The organism is Actinomadura spongiicola, from assembly GCF_003432485.1.
GTDB classification, from domain to species: Bacteria; Actinomycetota; Actinomycetes; order Streptosporangiales; family Streptosporangiaceae; genus Spirillospora; species Spirillospora spongiicola.
The window spans coordinates 173,274-191,456 of the sequence record NZ_QVNQ01000011.1; the positions used below are offsets into that span (position 1 = coordinate 173,274).

General features: G+C 69.8%; 20 protein-coding genes. 6 read left to right on the forward strand and 14 right to left on the reverse strand.

Features of this window, described 5'->3' with window-relative positions; all coding sequences use genetic code 11:
- Positions 1 to 29: 29 nt before the first annotated feature.
- Together D0T12_RS29795 and D0T12_RS29800 are read left to right on the forward strand one after the other, a co-directional pair.
- The gene (locus tag D0T12_RS29795; RefSeq protein WP_233526358.1) at positions 30 to 437 is read left to right on the forward strand and encodes a DUF3224 domain-containing protein; all 408 of its coding nucleotides are present in this window, start codon (positions 30 to 32) and stop codon (positions 435 to 437) included.
- Positions 438 to 560: 123 nt separating this feature from the next.
- A complete protein-coding gene (locus D0T12_RS29800) occupies positions 561 to 1,349 on the forward strand; it encodes a site-2 protease family protein (RefSeq protein WP_117403769.1) in 789 nt (262 codons plus the stop codon).
- Positions 1,350 to 1,358: 9 nt separating this feature from the next.
- On the opposite strand, the gene D0T12_RS29805 is transcribed toward D0T12_RS29800, so the two are convergent.
- Positions 1,359 to 1,964: a TetR family transcriptional regulator gene (locus D0T12_RS29805; RefSeq protein ID WP_233526359.1), complete on the reverse strand. Its 606-nt coding sequence runs from the start codon at positions 1,962 to 1,964 to the stop codon at positions 1,359 to 1,361.
- An 83-nt stretch (positions 1,965 to 2,047) separates the two neighbouring features.
- Between D0T12_RS29805 and D0T12_RS29810 the strand changes: the two genes are divergently transcribed.
- Complete coding sequence (locus tag D0T12_RS29810; RefSeq protein ID WP_199487777.1) at positions 2,048 to 2,869, forward strand: SDR family oxidoreductase; 822 nt, start codon at positions 2,048 to 2,050, stop codon at positions 2,867 to 2,869.
- A gap of 92 nt (positions 2,870 to 2,961) precedes the next feature.
- Positions 2,962 to 4,461 carry an aldehyde dehydrogenase family protein gene (locus D0T12_RS29815; RefSeq protein ID WP_117403775.1) on the forward strand — a complete coding sequence of 500 codons (1,500 nt, stop codon included), beginning with the start codon at positions 2,962 to 2,964 and terminating at the stop codon, positions 4,459 to 4,461.
- A 342-nt stretch (positions 4,462 to 4,803) separates the two neighbouring features.
- Here the strand turns inward: D0T12_RS29815 and D0T12_RS29820 are convergent, their stop codons facing one another.
- Positions 4,804 to 6,396 (reverse strand): GMC family oxidoreductase, encoded by a 1,593-nt coding sequence (locus D0T12_RS29820; RefSeq protein ID WP_117403777.1) that lies wholly within the window; start codon positions 6,394 to 6,396, stop codon positions 4,804 to 4,806.
- Positions 6,397 to 6,469: 73 nt separating this feature from the next.
- Here D0T12_RS29820 and D0T12_RS29825 point away from each other — a divergent pair, with 73 nt between their 5' ends.
- Positions 6,470 to 7,096: a cob(I)yrinic acid a,c-diamide adenosyltransferase gene (locus tag D0T12_RS29825; protein ID WP_117403778.1), complete on the forward strand. Its 627-nt coding sequence runs from the start codon at positions 6,470 to 6,472 to the stop codon at positions 7,094 to 7,096.
- A gap of 115 nt (positions 7,097 to 7,211) precedes the next feature.
- Entirely contained in the window at positions 7,212 to 8,141 is a 930-nt protein-coding gene (locus tag D0T12_RS29830; RefSeq protein ID WP_158581679.1) for a DUF4097 family beta strand repeat-containing protein, read from the forward strand.
- Here the strand turns inward: D0T12_RS29830 and D0T12_RS29835 are convergent.
- The 12 genes from D0T12_RS29835 to D0T12_RS29890 all read right to left on the reverse strand — a co-directional run bounded on the left by D0T12_RS29835 (position 8,138) and on the right by D0T12_RS29890 (position 18,092).
- Positions 8,138 to 9,679 (reverse strand): M28 family peptidase, encoded by a 1,542-nt coding sequence (locus D0T12_RS29835; RefSeq protein WP_233526360.1) that lies wholly within the window; start codon positions 9,677 to 9,679, stop codon positions 8,138 to 8,140. The genes D0T12_RS29830 and D0T12_RS29835 overlap by 4 nt on opposite strands.
- Positions 9,680 to 9,814: 135 nt before the next feature.
- On the reverse strand, positions 9,815 to 10,279 hold the full coding sequence (locus D0T12_RS29840; protein ID WP_117403782.1) for a DUF2550 domain-containing protein: 465 nt from the start codon (positions 10,277 to 10,279) through the stop codon (positions 9,815 to 9,817).
- Positions 10,280 to 10,301: 22 nt separating this feature from the next.
- Entirely contained in the window at positions 10,302 to 10,688 is a 387-nt protein-coding gene (locus D0T12_RS29845; RefSeq protein WP_117403784.1) for a F0F1 ATP synthase subunit epsilon, read from the reverse strand.
- A 61-nt stretch (positions 10,689 to 10,749) separates the two neighbouring features.
- On the reverse strand, positions 10,750 to 12,180 hold the full coding sequence (atpD, locus tag D0T12_RS29850) for a F0F1 ATP synthase subunit beta (RefSeq protein ID WP_117403786.1): 1,431 nt from the start codon (positions 12,178 to 12,180) through the stop codon (positions 10,750 to 10,752).
- Between the two features lie 2 nt (positions 12,181 to 12,182).
- The gene (locus tag D0T12_RS29855; protein WP_117403787.1) at positions 12,183 to 13,079 is read right to left on the reverse strand and encodes a F0F1 ATP synthase subunit gamma; all 897 of its coding nucleotides are present in this window, start codon (positions 13,077 to 13,079) and stop codon (positions 12,183 to 12,185) included.
- A 5-nt stretch (positions 13,080 to 13,084) separates the two neighbouring features.
- Positions 13,085 to 14,719 carry a F0F1 ATP synthase subunit alpha gene (gene atpA, locus D0T12_RS29860; RefSeq protein ID WP_117403789.1) on the reverse strand — a complete coding sequence of 545 codons (1,635 nt, stop codon included), beginning with the start codon at positions 14,717 to 14,719 and terminating at the stop codon, positions 13,085 to 13,087.
- Between the two features lie 40 nt (positions 14,720 to 14,759).
- Positions 14,760 to 15,581, reverse strand: coding sequence for a F0F1 ATP synthase subunit delta (locus tag D0T12_RS29865; RefSeq protein ID WP_117403791.1), 822 nt, complete (start codon positions 15,579 to 15,581; stop codon positions 14,760 to 14,762).
- Complete coding sequence (locus D0T12_RS29870) at positions 15,578 to 16,135, reverse strand: F0F1 ATP synthase subunit B (RefSeq protein WP_117403793.1); 558 nt, start codon at positions 16,133 to 16,135, stop codon at positions 15,578 to 15,580. Before D0T12_RS29870 ends, D0T12_RS29865 begins: the two co-directional genes overlap by 4 nt.
- Positions 16,136 to 16,166: 31 nt before the next feature.
- Complete coding sequence (gene atpE, locus D0T12_RS29875) at positions 16,167 to 16,400, reverse strand: ATP synthase F0 subunit C (RefSeq protein ID WP_211342930.1); 234 nt, start codon at positions 16,398 to 16,400, stop codon at positions 16,167 to 16,169.
- A gap of 98 nt (positions 16,401 to 16,498) precedes the next feature.
- Positions 16,499 to 17,293: a F0F1 ATP synthase subunit A gene (gene atpB, locus D0T12_RS29880; protein ID WP_117403797.1), complete on the reverse strand. Its 795-nt coding sequence runs from the start codon at positions 17,291 to 17,293 to the stop codon at positions 16,499 to 16,501.
- A gap of 73 nt (positions 17,294 to 17,366) precedes the next feature.
- Positions 17,367 to 17,591: an AtpZ/AtpI family protein gene (locus D0T12_RS29885; RefSeq protein ID WP_117403799.1), complete on the reverse strand. Its 225-nt coding sequence runs from the start codon at positions 17,589 to 17,591 to the stop codon at positions 17,367 to 17,369.
- 84 nt (positions 17,592 to 17,675) lie between these two features.
- On the reverse strand, positions 17,676 to 18,092 hold the full coding sequence (locus D0T12_RS29890) for a hypothetical protein (RefSeq protein WP_117403801.1): 417 nt from the start codon (positions 18,090 to 18,092) through the stop codon (positions 17,676 to 17,678).
- Between the last annotated feature and the right edge of the window lie 91 nt (positions 18,093 to 18,183).

Below are 18,183 nucleotides of genomic sequence, written 5' to 3' on the forward strand. Positions count from 1 at the left end.
GGCGCCGGTGAGGCGGCATCATTACGGGCATGACGTTTCAAGCCAGCGGCACCTTCGACATCGACGCCTGGGACGCGGAGAAGCCGTACGAGGAGCAGGGCGGCACCAAGCTGACCCGGATCCACGTCGGCAAGACCTTTCACGGCGACCTGGTCGGGACGAGCAGCACCGAACTGATCACCGTGGAGACCGCCGCCGGGCCCGTCGCCTATGTGGGCGTCGAGCATCTCCAGGGGATCCTGCATGGGCGCGAGGGCACGTTCGTCCTCCAGCACAGCGCGGGCAGCGAGGACGGCACGCCCGACACGCAGTGGCTGCGATGGTTGATCGTCCCCACGTCCGGCACCGGCGAGCTGGCGGGCATCCGCGGGGTCGGTCAGATCACCGTCGGCGAGGACGGTGGCCACTCCTGGGCGCTGGAGTACACCCTCGACTAGGGACGGGACGGCGCCGCACGCCCGGTAATGTTCACCTATGCCCCCGGCCCCCACCGACGCGACGACGGTCGACTTAGACGGGACGCCCGGGGAACGGCGGTGTGGCGAGAGGGGCCGGGAGCAATGAGGGGAACTGCGCACGGGACGCGAGGGGCCGCGGCGGTGCGGCCGAGCCCGGTGTTCCTCGCGATCGTGGCGGCGACCGTCCTGTGCGGGCTGATCGCGTGGCGGTACGGGAACGATCCGTCCAGGTCGGCGCGGCTCGCGCTGTTCGGGTTCGTCCTGTCCGCGTGGGTGCTGTCGCTGTGTCTGCACGAGTTCGGGCACGCCTACATGGCGTTCCGGTCGGGCGATCGCGGTGTCGTCCAAAAGGGGTATCTCACGCTGAACCCCCTGAAGTACTCCGACACGCTCCTCAGCTTCGTGATCCCGGTGGTGTTCATCCTGCTCGGCGGGATCGGCCTGCCGGGCGGCGCGGTGTGGATCGACCGGCATCTGATCCAGGGGAAGCTGCGGCACAGTTTGATCTCGGCGGCGGGACCGCTGTCCAACGCGGCGTTCGCGGTGATGCTCGCGGTCTTCTACAAGAACTTCGCGCACCAGGATCACGGCATTTTCTGGCTGGGCGTGGCGTTCCTCGCGTTCCTACAGGTCACGGCCGCGGTCCTGAACCTGCTGCCGATCCCGGGGCTGGACGGCTTCGGCATCATCGAGCCGTATCTGCCGCGCCGGTTGGTGGACCAGGCCCAGGCCTACAGCGGCTACGCCTTCCTCGTCCTGGTCGCGCTGCTCTGGCTCGACCCGATCAACGAGGCCTTCTTCGACCTGGTCTTCAACATCACCGACGTGTTGGGCCTGGACGAGCTGCCGATCCAGTTCGGTCACACGCTGTTCCAGTGGTGGAACGACTGATACGGCCGTTCAGGCCGACAGGTGCCGGGTGATGCGGCGGAGTTGCTCGGCGTAGCGTTCACGGAACTCGGGTGAGTCCGGGTCCAGCCCGAAGACGCGGCGCACGGCGAGCGGCATGGTCACGGGCGCCGAGACCATCGCCGTCATCGCCAGCATGACCGCGGCCGGGTCCAGGTCGTCGGCGAGTTCTCCGGCGGCCTGGCGACGTTCCAGGTCGGACAGGTCTTCGTGGTCTCCGGGGATGTCGTCGAGGTCCTCGGTGAGGCCGCGCCACGCGTTCAGCCGCGTCCCGCGCGGGTCGTCCAGCACATGGTCGAGATACCGGACGACGATCTCGTCGAGCGGCACGGCCGGGTCGTTGAACTCGACCTCTCGCTCCAGCCAGCGGCGGCTCAGCGCCCGGTACAGGCCCTCCTTGCCGCCGAAATAGTAGTTGATCAGCTGTTTGTTGAGGCCCGCCCGGTCGGCGATGTCCTGGACGCGGGCGCCCGCGAAGCCGCGGGCGGCGAACTCCTCCAGCGCGGCGTCCAGCAGCAGCCGCCGCGACCGCTCGGCGTCCAGTTTGCGCTCGTCCGGGGCCGGGGATCGCCGGGGTCGGCGCGTGGTGTCCGTCACCCGCCACATGCTAGCCGGGTGCCTGACCAGCTCATCCATCCGACTGTTTGACATGTTCAACCAGACGGTTGAAGATGAGGCTCATGATTCTTGTTACCGGAGCCACCGGAAATGTCGGCCGTCCCGTCGTGGACGAACTGCTCCGCGCGGGCGCGAAGGTCCGCGCCCTGACCCGCGATCCCGCCACGGCGCGGTTGCCGGGCGGCGTGGAGGTGGCTCACACCGACACATTGCCGTTGACCGGCGTCACCGCGATCTTCCTCAACCCGGCCGTGTTCTGGGGCGGCGTGGACGACCTGCTGGTTCGCGCGGTCGACCACCGCGTCCGCCGCGTCGTCATGCTGTCGACGTCGGCCGCCCTCGACCCCGATCCGTCCAACGAGATCGCCGCTCACCATCGGGCGATCGAGCGCGCGATCGAGGAGTCCGGGATGGAGTGGACGTTCGCGCGCCCCGGCGAGTTCGCGTCCAACGCCTTGGCCTGGCAACAGACGATCCGCGCCGGTGCCGCCGTGCGCGGACCGTACGCCGCCGCGCGCAGCACGCCGATCCACGAGCGCGACATCGCCTCCGTGGTCGCCCGTGCCCTGCTCACCGACGAACTCGTCGGCACACGGCCCGTGCTCAGCGGCCCCGAGTCGATCACCGCGCCGGAGATGGTCCGGCTCATCGGCGAGGCGACCGGCCGCCCGGCGCGCTTCGAGGAGATCACCCCGGAGGAGGCGCGGACGGAGATGCTCGCCCACCCCCACATGCGGCCGGGCGTGGTGGACGCCCTGCTCAAGCTGCGGGCCGAGTCGGTCGAGCATCCGCCGGAACCGTCCCCCGAGGTCGAGCGCGTCACCGGCCGTCCGGCGCGTACCTTCGCCTCCTGGGCCGTCGACCACGCCGCCGACTTCCGCTGACCGGGCCTCCCGCGGCCGGGGGCATAGGGTGGATTACCAGCGAGTACCCTTCGCCCCAGACAGGCCTTGCCAGCCCTCCCGGGAGGTTCCTGATGTCCGTGGCCACGGAGAACGCCGAGACGTTCGCGTCCCTGAACCCGGCCACCGGCGAGGTCGTCGCCGAACATCCCGTCCGGGACGCCGCCGCCGTGGCCGCGGCCGTCGAACGCGCCCGGGAGGCGGCGGGATGGTGGAGCGCCCTCGGCTGGAAGGAGCGCAGGCTCCGGCTCCTGAACGTCAAGGGCTCCCTCGCCAGGAACCTCAACCGGATGGCCGAGCTGATCCACCAGGAGACCGGCAAGCCGCTGCAGGACGCCCAGCTCGAAACGATCATCGCGATCACGCATCTCGACTTCGCCGCCCGCAACGCGCACAAGGTCCTCGGCCCGCGGACCGTCTATCCCGGCCTCATGGCGATCAACCACAAGTGCGTGCTGGAGTACCAGCCGCTCGGCGTCGTCGGCGTGATCGGCCCGTGGAACTACCCGGTCGTCACCCCGATGGGCTCGATCGCCTACGCGCTGGCGGCCGGGAACGCCGTGGTGTTCAAGCCGTCGGAGTTCACCCCGGGCGTCGGGGTGTTCCTGGCGGAGCTGGTCGCGGCGGTCGTCCCCGAACATCCCGTCCTGCAGACGGTCACCGGGTTCGGGGAGACCGGCGCGGCGCTCGCCTCCTCCCCCGGCGTCGACAAGGTCGCCTTCACCGGCTCGGCCCGGACCGCCAGGCGCGTCATGACCGCCTGCGCCGAGAACCTCACCCCGATCATCGCCGAGTGCGGCGGCAAGGACGCCTGTGTCGTGGACGCGGGCGCCGACCTCGACGCCGCCGCCGACGCCGCCCTGTGGGGCGCCATGGCCAACGCGGGCCAGACCTGTATCGCCATCGAACGGATCTACGTCGTCGACGACGTCTACGACGCGTTCCTCGGCGCGCTCACCGCCAGGGCCCGCGAGCTGCGGCCCGGCTTCGACCGCGAGGCCGCCTACGGCCCGATCACGATGCCCGGACAGCTCGACGTCATCGAACGCCACATCAGGGACGCCCTCGACAGGGGCGCGACGGCGGTCGTGGGCGGCGTCGAGTCCGTCCGCAGGCCTTACGTGGAGCCGGTCGTCCTGACGGACGTGCCGGACGACTCGTCCGCCGTCCGCGAGGAGACCTTCGGCCCGACGATCACCGTCCACCGGGTCGGGGACCTCGACGAGGCCGTCGAGAAGGTCAACGCGACCGGCTACGGCCTCGCCGGGGCGATCTTCTCCGGCGACCGGTCCCGCGCCATGGACGCCGCCCGCCGGATGCGCACCGGCATGGCCTCGATCAACGCGTTCGGCGCGTACGCGCAGATCGCCGCGCTGCCGTTCGGCGGCGTCGGCGAGTCCGGTTTCGGCCGTGTCCACGGCCCGGACGGCCTGCGCGAGTTCGCCCGCCCGAAGGCCATCACCCGGCAGCGTTTCGCGGCCATGAACCTGGCGTCGTTCACCCGGACCGACAGGGACATGGCCCGGGTCCTCGGCCTGGTCAACATGCTGCACGCCCGCCGGTACAAGCGCTGAGGCCCCGGCCTGAGGCCCCTACGGGCGACTAAGGCGCTCTGAGGCCGCCTAGATAAGGCGTCGTCCCGATGTGAGGGGTGCCGCCTTAGGACGAACCTTGTACATGTCGGGCCGAAAGGGCCCGGCGGAGACAAGGAGAGCGACATGATGCGTCCGGACTTCAGCAACGTCATCATCAACGACCGCGTCAGCGCGCTGCGCAAGGAGGCCAAGAAGGCCCGCCGCGTCCGCGCCGCGAAGGCCCTCAAGCGGTGACGCCCCCGGCCTGTCCGAGCGGTTCCGCGCCCCCGTCCGAACGGACGGGGGCGCTTTCTCGTGCGCGGCGATCCCCCGGGCCGGAGGTCAGGTGCGGGCGGTGGCGGGCTTCAGGGGCGAGCGGCCGCGGATGAGGTCGGCGGCGCGTTCGGCCAGGGCGATGGTGGCGGCGTTGGTGTTGCCGCGCGGGACGGCGGGCATGACCGACGCGTCCACCACGCGCAGGCCCTCGACACCACGGACTCGGAGTTCGGGGTCGCAGACCGCGCCGTCCGCGCCCATCGCGCAGGTGCTCGTGGGGTGGAACAGGGTCGCGCATTCACGGCGGACGAAGTCGACGAGGGCGTCGTCGGTGTCGACCTGCTCGCCGGGGGCCCACTCGCCGCCGGTCAGGGACGCCAGCGGCCCGGTCGCGGCGATCTCACGGGCCTGCCGGACGCCGGCGACCAGGATGTCCAGATCGGACTTGGCGGCGAGGTAGGCCGGGTCGATCAGCGGTTTGGCGTGGGGACCGGCGGAGCGGAGGGTGAGCGCGCCCCGGCTCTCGACGGCCACCGCCGTGACCAGGACGGAGAACAGGCGCTCCGACGTCTCGGTGAGCCCCTGGTTGACGTAGGGCGACGGCATCACGTGGTACTGGAGGTCGGGCGCGGGCAGGCCCTCGACCGTCCGGACGAACCCGCCCGCCTCGGCGACGTTGGACGCGTACGGGCCGCGCCCGACCGCCTGGTAGAGGGCGAGGGCTCGGGCGTTCGCCAGTTCCCACAGGGGCTTGGACCGGGGCGTCGCGAACATGACGTTCACGAACGGGTGGTCCTGAAGGCCCCGCCCGACCGGGGAGTCGACGAGGACGTCGATGCCGACGGAGCGGAGATGGTCGGCGGGGCCGATGCCCGACAACATGAGGAGCTGCGGGCTGTTCACCGCCCCGCCCGACAGGACGACCTCGGCGTCGGCGCGGGCCGACACGGTCTCGCCGCGCGCCTCGTACCGGACGCCGGTCGCGCGACCGTCCTCCACCAGAACCCGGGTGGCGAGGGCGTCGGTGACGACCGTGAGGTTCGGACGGTCCGCGACCGGGTGGAGGTAGGCGTCGGCGGCCGACCAGCGGCGGCCACGCTTCTGCGTCACCTGGTAGAAGCCGACGCCGTCCTGGTCGGCGCCGTTGAAGTCGGGGTTCGCGGCGAGACCGTACGCCTTGGCGGACTGCACCCACGCGCGGGTCAGGGGGTGCTTGAAGCGCAGGTCCTCGACGCGGAGGGGGCCGCCGACGCCGTGGTACGGAAGCTCGCCGCGCTGCTGGTCCTCGGCGCGGCAGAAGTAGGGCAGCAGGTCCTCGTAGCCCCAGCCGTCACAGCCGTACACGTCGCGCCAGGTGTCGAAGTCGTACCGGGCCCCGCGAACGTAGACCATCGCGTTGGTGGACGAACTCCCCCCGACCGTGCGACCCCGCGGCCAGTACACCGAGCGTCCCGCGGCGTGCTCCTGCGGGACCGTGGCGTAGTCCCAGTCGAAGGGGCCCTTCATCATCGAGCCGACCGCGGCCGGAATGTGGATCTCGGGCGCGTCGTCGGGCGGGCCCGCCTCCAACAGCAGGACCGTGGTGGAGGGGTCCTCGGTCAGTCTGGCGGCGAGTACGCATCCCGCGCTGCCCGCACCCACGATGATGTAGTCGTACACGTCGGCCTCCGGGTCATTTCCCGAAACCCTACCGAACGGGCTTCTGCCCTCGGCCGCGGCTAGGGTGATCGATATGGCGAAGAACAGGGAGAACCCCGTCGTCCTCTCGCGGATCTACACCAGGACGGGCGATGAGGGCACCACCGCGCTGGGCGACGCGTCCCGGACCCGCAAGACCGATCCACGGCTCGCCGCCTACGCCGACGTGGAGGAGGCCAACGCCGCGATCGGGACCGCCGTCGCGCTCGGTTCCCTGCCGGAGAACGCGGTCGCGCTGCTGGCCCGCGTCCAGAACGAACTGTTCGACGTGGGCGCCGACCTGTGCGCGCCGGTCGTGCCCGACCCGGAGTACCCGCCGCTGCGCATCGACCAGCCGTACATCGACCGGCTGGAGGCGGACTGCGACGAGCAGAACGAGTCCCTGGCGCCGCTGCGGAGCTTCGTCCTCCCGGGCGGGACCCCGGGCGCGGCGCTGCTGCACGTCGCGCGGACGGTGTGCCGGCGCGCCGAACGGTCCGCGTGGGCGGCGATCGAGGCGCACGGCGCGGCCGCCGACGGCGACCCGGAGGCGGCGGAGGGCGGGGTGAACCCGCTGACGGCCCGCTACCTGAACCGGCTGTCCGACCTGCTGTTCATCCTGTGCCGCCTCGCCAACGTGGAGCACGGCGACATTCTCTGGAAGCCCGGCGGAGAACGCTGACCGTCGGGGGTGGGGTTAGCCCCACCTCCGGGAGACCGGCTCCCCTCCTGGTGACGGCGTCCCCGGTCGAGCAGGCTGGTTCCTACGGGTGTACAGCGACAACAGGAGTGACCACGTGAGGACCCTGACGATCTCGGCCGCGCTGACGGCGGCCGCCGCCGCGACGCTGACCGGCTGCGGCAACCTGAGCTTCGGGACGCATCACGAGGACCGCACCTACTCCGCGCCCGCGAACGTCACCGCCCTGAAGATCAGTGGCGCGGGCCATGTGGAGATCACGACGTCCGACTCCCCCGGCATCAAGGTGCGGGAACGGCTGCGCTGGTCGAACGATAAGAACAAGCCGACGCCGCGGCACATCACCAGGGGCGACACGGTCACGCTGTCGTCCTCGTGCGCCAGGGCCACGATCGGGGTCACCCAGTGCGGCGTCTCGTACCACGTCCAGGTGCCGAAGGCGACGCCGGTGGAGGTCCACACCGACGACGGGTCGATCACCGCGTCCGGCCTCGGCGGAAACGTGAAGTTGCACAGCGACAACGGCGCGGTGCGCGTGACCGACCTGCGCGCGACGTCGGTGTCGCTCAGCTCCGCCGACGGCGGAATCCACGTCTCCGGTCACGTCAAGACCGCCGACCTGCACAGCGACAACGGTTCCATCCACGCCACCGGCCTCACCGCCGACAGGCTGACCGCCCGGAGCAAGGACGGCAGCATCGACCTCGGCGGGCGCGCCACCGTCGCCGACGTCGGCACCGACAACGGGTCGATCGTGGCGGGCGGCCTCACCGCCGACAGGATCACGGCGAAGACCGACAACGGCGGCGTCGACCTGCGGCTCACCACACCGCCGTCCGATGTCCGCGCGGCCAGTTCCAACGGCTCGGTCCATGTCCGCGTCCCGACCGGCCAGAGCTACGCCATCAGCGCGTCCAGCTCCAACGGCGGCGATCGGATCGACTCGGCCCTCCGCCAGGACTCGACGTCAGGCCATCGCATCCACGTCCGCAGCGACAACGGCGACGTCGCCGTCTCGCCCGCCTAACGGACCCGGCGGGACCCCCGCCGGACGGGGGCCTCGGACGGGCCGTCGCCGACGCTCAGGCGGGCACCTCCGTTGACCGCGACGGTCGTCCTGGCCAGATGCTGGGTGACGTGCGCGATCGCGTCGACGTTGGAGTCGAGGAGCTTGAGGTTCACGTTCTTCAGCCGGTCGCACTTCTTGTGGTAGCACGGGTCGTACGGTTTACCCGCGCTGCCGCCGAACGCCTCGGCCTCCGCGGCGGTCTTCACGCCCTCGGCCCCGGTCGCCATTCCCCCGGCCGGAATGCCGGCCTCGACGAACGGGCCGTAGTCGGAACGGCCGTCGAACACGTGCTCGGTGGTCGGCAGGTGGCGGCGCTCGAAGTAGTCCCGGAACATCTTCTCGATCGCGCCCGAACCGGCGGGCGCCCGGACCCCGGCGCGGACGGAGTGGTCCCCGTCGTACACGCCACGGGTGCCGTTGACCGAGCCGAGCATGTCGAAGTTCAGGGCCAGCGCGATCGACTTCCGGTCGGACGGCGACAGCGACTTCACGTAATGCGTGGAGCCCCGGAGCCCCTCCTCCTCGGCGCCCCACCACGCGAACCTGACCCGGTTGCGCAGGCCGTCCTCGCCCAACTCCTTGATCTTCGCGGCGATGGCGAGGAGCGCGGCCGCGCCGGTGCCGTTGTCGTTGATCCCCGGGCCCGCGGGAACGCTGTCGAGGTGCGCGCCGACCAGCACGACGTTGTCGCCGCGTCCGTGGTCGGTGTCGGCGATGACGTTGGCGGTGCGCCGCTCGCCGTGCACGGTGTCGGTCCGCACCCGCAGGTGGAGCCCGCCCTTCTCCGCCGCCTTCGCCAACGCGGCGCCGACCTTGTGGGACGGCCCGATCACCGGAAGCGTCGACGGCTTGTTCAGGGTGCCGTTCACCGGCCCCTTCTCCCCGGGCCCGTTGTAGATCACGACGGCGGACGCGCCCGCGGCCTTCGCCTTCGCGGCCTTCGTCTCGAACGTGCAGGTCCCGCGTCGCAGAAGCGCGATCGAGCCCTTCGGGAAGTCGGTGAAGTCGCGTTTCTCGCAGCCGCTCGTCCCGTCGCCCTTGGACGGCAGGTCGACGGCGGTCACCCGCGCGGTCACATCACCCGACCCCGAGTACGCGAACGTGCGGAAGTCCCGGCCCTCCTGGTAGGTCGCCTTCGACGGCTCCGTCCGGGCCAGCACCGCGTCGGACCGCTCCCGCCAGTACGGGTGCCTGAACTTCTGGATCCGCGGGGTGAGGCCCGCCTTCCGCAGCCGTCCCACCACGTATTTCACCGACACGTCGTATCCGGCGCCGCCCGACGCGCGGTTCCCGCCGTTGAAGTCGGCGATCTCCTGGAACGCCCTGAGGTGCGCCTCGACGTCCTTCGCCCGGACGAGCGCGGCGAGATCGGGACGTGCCTCGACGCTCGTGCCAGCCGACGTCGGCACACCCGACACGACGGGCACGGACAGGAACGCGGCGGGCAGGCAGGCGGCGGGCAGCGCCACGGCGGCGCCGATGAGCAGCTTGCGCACGGGGACTCCTGTGGACGGAGACGGACCAGCAGCGATCCTCGCCGCCCACGCCCGACCCGCCGTGATCGGCGCGCCGCCACCGCACCGACCCCATACCGAAGCCTTACCGCACGCCGACCGACTTCCGCGGCCGGCTCACTCCGGGGACGGCAGGTCGACCGGGAAGCCCGGCGGCGCGGCCTCCAACCAGGCGAGGAAACCCGTCAGCGCCTCCGCGCCCATCGCCAGCTCCACCGTCAGGTCACCGTCCCTGACCTCGATGATCGTCACATCGGGCGGCAGGCTCTCCGTCTCCTCCGGGCCCGGGCCGCGCCGGTTGGCCACGACAAGGCCCCGGCGGTGAATCACCTGCCGGGGCCTGGTCCGGAAACCGAAGACACGATGCCACTGAAGGACATCGCCTTTGTAACGCCCGAAGCCGAGACGCCACGCTCCCGGGACCTCCCCGTCCCGGGGCAGCTCACGCAGACTGCACTCCACGGTGCCGCCGCCGCGGGCGAACAGCCGGCGCCGCACCACCATTCCCACGTACAGCAGTACCGCGACAAGGACGACCGCGGCGAGCACCCCGCCCACGTCCACCGCCAGGTGCTCGCCCAATCTCCCGCCGTCCGCCGAAGCCTCAGGCTTCGATGCCCGCCGCGCGCAGCCGTGCCCGGGCCCGCCGCTCCGGCGTCGCGTCGTCGTTCTCGGCCGCGAGGGCGTCCTCCAACGCCCGCCGGGCGTCCTGGACGTCGATGTCCTTGCCCAGCTCCGCCTGCTCGGCCAGCACCGACACCTCGTCGGCGGCGACGGAGAAGAAGCCGCTGCCGACCATCGCGAGGAACGGCTCACCGCCGTTCGCCGGCTCGATCTTCACCACACTGCCGTCGAGGAGGACGCCCAGCACCGGGGCGTGGCCCGGCAGGATGCCGAGCGAGCCCTCGACGGTCTGGGCGACCACCATCTTGGCCTCGCCGGACCAGATCTCGCGCTCCGGCGAGACCAGCCCGACTCTCAGGTTTGCCACGTCTGCTTCCTCCTCGGATCCGGAGGGGCCGCCCTGACCCGGGCGGCCCCTCCGGAGCGGATCACTTCTCCAGCTCGCGGGCCTTCTTCTCGGCGTCCTCGATGCCGCCGCACATGAAGAACGCCTGCTCGGGCAGGTGGTCGTACTTGCCTTCGGCGATCGCCTTGAAGGAGGCGACGGTGTCGTCCTTGGACAGCGTCACACCGGCGATGCCGGTGAACTTCTCCGCCACGTACATCGGGTGCGAAAGGAAACGCTCGATGCGCCGCGCCCGCTGGACGGTGACCTTGTCCTCCTCCGACAGCTCGTCGATACCGAGGATCGCGATGATGTCCTGCAGCTCCTTGTACTTCTGCAGAATCCGCTTGACCTCCTGCGCCACCTGGTAGTGCTCGTTGCCGAGGATCTGCGGGTCCATGATCCGGGACGTGGAGTCCAGCGGGTCCACGGCCGGGAAGATGCCCTTCTCGGAGATGCTCCGCGACAGGGTGGTGGTGGCGTCCAGGTGCGCGAACGTGGTGTGCGGCGCCGGGTCGGTGATGTCGTCGGCGGGCACGTAGATCGCCTGCATCGAGGTGATCGAGTTACCGCGCGTCGAGGTGATCCGCTCCTGGAGCACACCCATCTCGTCCGCCAGCGTCGGCTGGTAGCCCACCGCGGACGGCATCCGGCCGAGCAGCGTCGACACCTCCGAGCCCGCCTGGGTGAACCGGAAGATGTTGTCGATGAACAGCAGCACGTCCTGGTTCTGGACGTCGCGGAAGTACTCCGCCATCGTCAGCCCGGACAGCGCGACCCGCAGGCGGGTGCCCGGCGGCTCGTCCATCTGCCCGAACACCATGGCGGTGTCCTTGAGGACGTCCATCTCGTCCATCTCGACCCAGAGGTCGTTGCCCTCACGGGTGCGCTCGCCGACACCGGCGAACACCGAGGTGCCACCGAAGTTCAGCGCGACCCGGCGGATCATCTCCTGGATCAGCACGGTCTTGCCGACGCCCGCGCCGCCGAACAGGCCGATCTTGCCGCCCTTGACGTAGGGGGCCAGCAGGTCGATGACCTTGATGCCGGTCTCCAGCATCTCGGTCTTGGACTCCAGCTGGTCGAACGGCGGGGCGCCGCGGTGGATGCCCCACCGCTCGGTGACCTCCAGGCTGGCCGTCGGAACGTCCAGCGCGTCGCCGAGGGTGTTCCACACGTGGCCCTTGGTGATGTCACCGACCGGGACCGTGATGGACGAACCGGTGTCGACCACCGGGGCGCCGCGGACCAGGCCGTCGGTCGGCTGCATCGAGATGGCCCTGATCATGTTGTCGCCGAGGTGCTGCGCGACCTCGAACGTCAGGGTCTTCTCCTCGCCGCCCAACGTGACCTGCACGTGCAGCGCGTTGTAGATCTCCGGGATGGCGTCGGCGGGGAACTCCACGTCGACGACCGGGCCGATGACACGGGCGACGCGCCCGGTCGCGGTCGCCGTCTCTACCTGAGCAGTCATTATCACTCCCCGCCAGACTCGGCGAGCGCGTCAGCGCCACCGACGATCTCGCTGATTTCCTGGGTGATCGCGGCCTGCCGCGCCTGGTTCATCTGGCGCGTGTAGACCCCGAGCAGTTCGTTGGCATTGTCGGTCGCCGACTTCATCGCCCGCCGGACGGACGCCTGGAACGACGCCGCCGACTGGAGCAGCATGTGGAAGATGCGGCTCTCGACGTAGTTCGGCAGCAGCAGGTCGAGCGCGGCCGACGCGGACGGCTCGAACTCGTAGGCCGGGGGGACCTTCCCGGACTCGGCCTCCTCGATCTCCAACGGCAGCAGTCGCTTGACCTGGACGGCCTGCGTCAGCATCGAGACGAACTCGGTGTAGACCACGTGGATCTCACCGACCCCGCCCTCCGCGTCGGTCTTCAGGAAGTCCTCGGTGAGCCGTTGCCCGATCCGCTCCGCGTTCGCGAAGTCGGGCCGGTCGCTGAACCCGTGCCACGTCTCGGCGACCTCCCGGCCCCGGAAGCGGTACCAGGTGATCCCCTTGTTGCCGATCACGTATGGGATCGGCTCGCGACCCGCGTCCCGCAGCCGCCTCATCAGCGCCTCGGACTCGCGGATCACGTTGGCGTTGTAGGCGCCGCAGAACCCGCGGTCACTGGTGATGACCAGGACGGCGCTGCGCCGGTCGGTCGGCTGCTCCTGGAGGAGCGGATGGTCGATCCCGACGTGATGGCTCACCAGCGCGGTCAGGGCCTGGGTGATCTGGTCGGCGTAGGGCTTGGAGGCCGTCACCGCCTGCTGGGCCTTGACGATCCGCGACGTGGCGATCATCTCCTGGGCACGCGTGATCTTGGCGGTCGACTTGACCGACTTGATCTGCTGCCGGAGTTGGCGAAGCTGTGCGGCCATCGCCGTCAGTCCTTCTTGACGCGGGTGATCGTCTCTTGACCCACGGCCTTCTTGTCGATCGGCTCCACCGGCTCCTCCGCGAGGATCTCGCCCTCGCTGGTCTGGAAGCCCTTCTTGAACTCCGTGATGGCGTTCTTGAGGTTGGTGAGGGCGTCGTCGGACAGCTTGCCCGTCTCGCGGATCGTGGTCAGGACGCCGCCCTGCTCGCGCTCCACGTAGTCGAGGAACTCGCGCTCGAACCGGCGGATGTCCTCGACCGGCACGTCGTCCAGCTCACCGGACGTGCCCGCCCACACCGACACGACCTCCTGCTCGGCCGGGAACGGCGAACCCTGGGGCTGCTTCAGCAGCTCCACCAGCCGCGATCCGCGGTCGAGCTGCGCGCGGGACGCCGCGTCCAGGTCGGACGCGAACGCGGCGAACGCCTCCAGGTCACGGAACTGCGACAGGGCGAGGCGCAGCGTACCGGCGACCTGCTTCATCGCCTTGATCTGCGCGTCGCCGCCGACCCGGGACACCGAGATACCGACGTTGATCGCCGGACGGACGCCCTGGTTGAACAGGTCCGTCTCCAGGAAGCACTGCCCGTCGGTGATGGAGATGACGTTCGTCGGGATGTAGGCCGACACGTCGTTGCCCTTGGTCTCGATGATCGGCAGACCCGTCATCGAACCGCCGCCCATGTCGTCCGACAGCTTCGCGCAGCGCTCCAGCAGCCGGGAGTGCAGGTAGAACACGTCACCGGGGTAGGCCTCGCGGCCCGGCGGGCGGCGCAGCAGCAGCGACACCGCGCGGTAGGCCTCGGCCTGCTTCGACAGGTCGTCGAAGATGATCAGGACGTGCTTGCCCTGGTACATCCAGTGCTGCCCGATCGCGGACCCGGTGTAGGGGGCGATGTACTTGAAGCCCGCCGGCTCGGACGCGGGCGCCGCCACGATCGTCGTGTACTCCAGCGCGCCGGCCTCCTCCAGGGAGCGGCGCACGTTCGCGATCGTGGAGCCCTTCTGGCCGACCGCGACGTAGATGCAGCGGACCTGCTTGCTCTCGTCGCCGGACTCCCAGTTCTCCTTCTGGTTGATGATGGTGTCCACGCAGACGGTCGTCTTGCCCGTCTGCCGGTCACCGATGATCAACTGCCGCTGGCCGCGGCCGATGGGGGTCATCGCGTCGATGGCCTTGATGCCGGTCTGGAGCGGCTCGCTCACCGACTGGCGCTGCACGACGGTCGGGGCCTGCAGTTCGAGCGCGCGGCGCTCGGTGGACTCGATCGGGCCCTTGCCGTCCAGCGGGTTGCCCAGCGCGTCCACGACGCGACCGAGGAAGGCGTCGCCGACCGGGACCGACAGGACCTCGCCGGTCCGCCGGGCCTTCTGGCCCTCCTCGATCTTGCTGAAGTCACCCAGGACAACGGTACCGATCTCGCGCACGTCCAGGTTCAGAGCCAGACCCCGGGTACCGTCCTCGAACTCGATGAGTTCGTTCGCCATCGCGGACGGCAGCCCCTCGATGTGGGCGATGCCGTCGCCGGAATCGACGACGGTGCCGACCTCCTCGCGAGCGGCGGCGTCGGGCTCGTACGACTGGACGAAGCGCTCCAGCGCGTTCCGGATCTCGTCCGGACGGATCGTCAGCTCCGCCATGATTCCTCTCTTGCTCCCTCAGAAGTCCGCTCTGCCGGCCTCAGCCGGTGCCGAGCCGCCGGCGGACGTCGTCCAGCCGTCCGGCGATCGTGCCGTCGATGATCTCGTCCCCGAGCTGGATCGACAGTCCGCCGATCACCGTGGGGTCGATCTCGATGTTCAGGTGTACCTCGTGGCCGTAGGCCGCGGCGAGCACCGCCGCGAGCCGTGTGCGCTGGGCCTCCGGCAGTTCGACGGGGGTGCGCACGAGCGCGACCAGCCGCTGCCTCCGCTGCGCGACGAGCCTGCCGTACTCGGCCAGCCCGCCTTCCAGGCTACGTCCTCGCGGGCGCAGCACCAGTTCGGTGACGAGCGTCAGCGTCGACGCGGTGACCTTGCCGTCCAGCAGCGCCTCGACCAGGCCGAGCTTGCGCTCGTCCGGCAGGCCGGGACCGGCGAGCGCGCCGCGCAGTTCGGCCTCGCCCTCGATGACCCGGGAGAACCGGAACAGCTCGTCCTCCAGGTCGTCGATCCTGCCGTCCGCCTCGGCGCGTGCGGCCTCGGCGGTCACCGCGAGGGTCTCCAGCGCGTCGGCGAGTTCCGACGGCTTCGACCAGCGCAGCCGGACGACATCGGCGACCAGCCCGAGAGCGGCCGGCGACACCTTGCCCTCCAGCAGGATCTGGACGAGCTGCGCCTTGTCGGCACCGTCCCGCGCCGGGTCGGAGACCGCCCGGCGCAGGCCGTGCTCGTTGTCGAACAGGTGCAGCACCGCGAACAGGTCGCCGCCCAGCCGCGCCAGGTCGGCCGACGGCACGACCGCCTCGAACCGCTCCCTGGCCTCGGCCAGCGACGCCCTGCTCACCGCTCCCGTGATGGTCATGATGTGATCTGCTCCTGCGTGCGAGCGCGCTCCTCAAGCTCTTCGAGGAACCGGTCGACGACCCGGCTCTGCCGCGCGCTGTCCTCAAGGGACTCGCCCACGACACGTCCGGCCAGCTCGACCGACAGGGCGCCGATCTCGGCGCGCAGCGACTGCAACGCCTGCTGCCGCTCCGCCTCGATCTGCGCCTTGGCGTTCTCGACGATCCGGCGCGCCTCGACCTGGGCCTGCTCCTTGGCCTGGGCGATGATCTGCGCGCCCTGCTCCTCGGCCTTGCGACGCTCGTTGGACGCCTCGAGCGCGGCCGCCTTCTGCTGGGCCTTGTACTCGTCGAGGACCTGCTGGGCCTCTTGCTGCGCCTGCTCGGCCCGTTCGAGACCGCCCTCGATCGCCTCGGTGCGCTCCGCCAGCGTCTTCTGGATGCGCGGGGTGAGGACCTTACCGAGGAAGATCATGACGACGGCGAACGAGAAGATGCCGACGACGAGCTCGAACGTATGCGGAATGAGAGGGTTGTTCTCCTCCGCCGCAAGGACGGACGCTGCTTGGATCATGTCTGCAGCCCTTCCTCAGATGGGATCCGGGTCAGATGCCCTGGAAGATGAACGGCGCGACCAGACCGATCAGGGCCAGCGCCTCGGTGAGGACGAAGCCCAGCATCATGTTGGTGCGGATCACGCCGGTCAGCTCGGGCTGGCGGGCGATGGCGTTCACGCCCTGGCCGAAGATGATGCCGACGCCGATGCCCGGACCGATGGCCGCGAGACCGTAGCCGATCGAGGTGACGTTACCGCTGAGCTCGGCGGCGAGGACTCCCATGGGATTCATTCCTTTACTGTCGGCCGGCGAGTGTTGTTCGCCGGTCTTGGCTGACGAGGTTGTCGATGTGGGCGGATCACCGAGGCGCCGCCGCGGGCTTAGTGTTCCGCGTGCAGGCCGCTCTGGATGTACATGGCGGCGAGCATCGTGAACAGGAACGCCTGCAGGAACTGGATCAGCAGCTCGAACGCGGTCATGACGATCGTGACGAGCACGCCGATGATGCCGACGCTGAACCCGGCCACCGTGGGCTTCTCGAACAGGAACCAGAAGCCGACGAGGCTGAAGAACGCCAGGATCGTGTGCCCGGCGAACATGTTGGCGAAGAGCCGGACCGCGTGCGTGAACGGCGCCAGGATGAAGGTCGAGAGGTACTCGATCGGCACCAGCAGGAAGTAGACGGGCAGCGGCAGGCCCGAGGGGATCATGTTGGTGAAGTACTTCACCGGGCCCTGGTGCTTGATGCCCAGGTAGATCTTGATGAAGTAGACGGACGCGGCCAGCACCGCCGGGAACGCGATGTGCGAGGCGATCGGGAACTGGATGATCGGGACGACCGCGAAGATGTTCCAGATCCAGATCAGGAAGAACACCGACATCAGCAGCGGCATCCACTGGTCGGTGTTCTTGCCGAGGAAGGGGCGGCCGATCTGGTCGCGCACGAACATGTAGCCGACCTCGCCGAGGTTCTGCACGCCCCGCGGGACCAGCTTCGGGTTGGCGAACGCGCTCCAGAAGAACACGACCACGACCAGCGAGCCGAAGACCGCGAAGACGACCGGCTTGGTCAGCCACTCGGGGCCACCGGCGAACAGGGGCGGGAATTCGAACAGCTCCGGCCCCGGGGCCTTGAATTCGTCCCCGGAGGAGGCGAGAACCGTCTGCGCGTTCACGCGGCGTTCCCTTCATCAATGTGGTGATGTTTCACGAAGGCTTCCTCGGCGGCTTCCTCGACGGCGGGGCCGCTCAGAGGGAGTGGCGACCGTACTTCACGTAGACCAGGTAGATGGCGAGCACGACGCCGATGATCACGCCGATGGGTATCAGCCAGCTCTGGCCGGTCCACTCGGCCAGCAGCCACCCGAGACCGCCCCAGATGATCATCCCGGAGAGAAGGTAGCTGGGCACGGACCAGGCGGCATCGGCGAATTCCCGTTGGCCGTCCTCCGGCCGAGGCTTCTGCTCGCTCATCGCGCTCCGGACGATAGCAGGCCATCCAGGCAGTGGTCATATTGGAGTAGTCCGGGGGTACCGGCGCCGTCCGTGGCGGGGTCATCACGGACTCCGGTCCAGGACGTTCTCGGGCTCGTCGATGTACAGCTTCTGCTGCATGGCGATGCGGAACTCGGCCGCGATCCACAGCAGCGCGAGCGCGATGACCGTCCAGCCGAAGACCGTGGTGTTCCAGATCGTGACCTCGTCCATGGCCCTGACCAGGACCATCACCGCGAGGATCTTCACCGCGTAGCTCGCGAGGGCGGCCAGCATCATCGTCTGGGTGGAGATCTTGGCGGCCCACGAGACCACCAGCGCGCTGATCGAGAAGAACGCGATCACCACGACGGAGGCCAGCGCCGCGGCGAGGGCGCCCTTGCCGCCCGCGGTCAGCAGGCCGATGAGAACGGCGCCCACCCCGGCGGCCGCCGCCGGGATCGCGGCGCCGCGGAGCATCCTGGCGTCGGAGGTGTGCATGAGGGCTCCGGCTGGTCACGTTGAGTGGTCGGCTCTTGTTCGTGAAAGGTATCACAAGCGTCCGGTATGTCCACAATTACCCTAGAGGTAA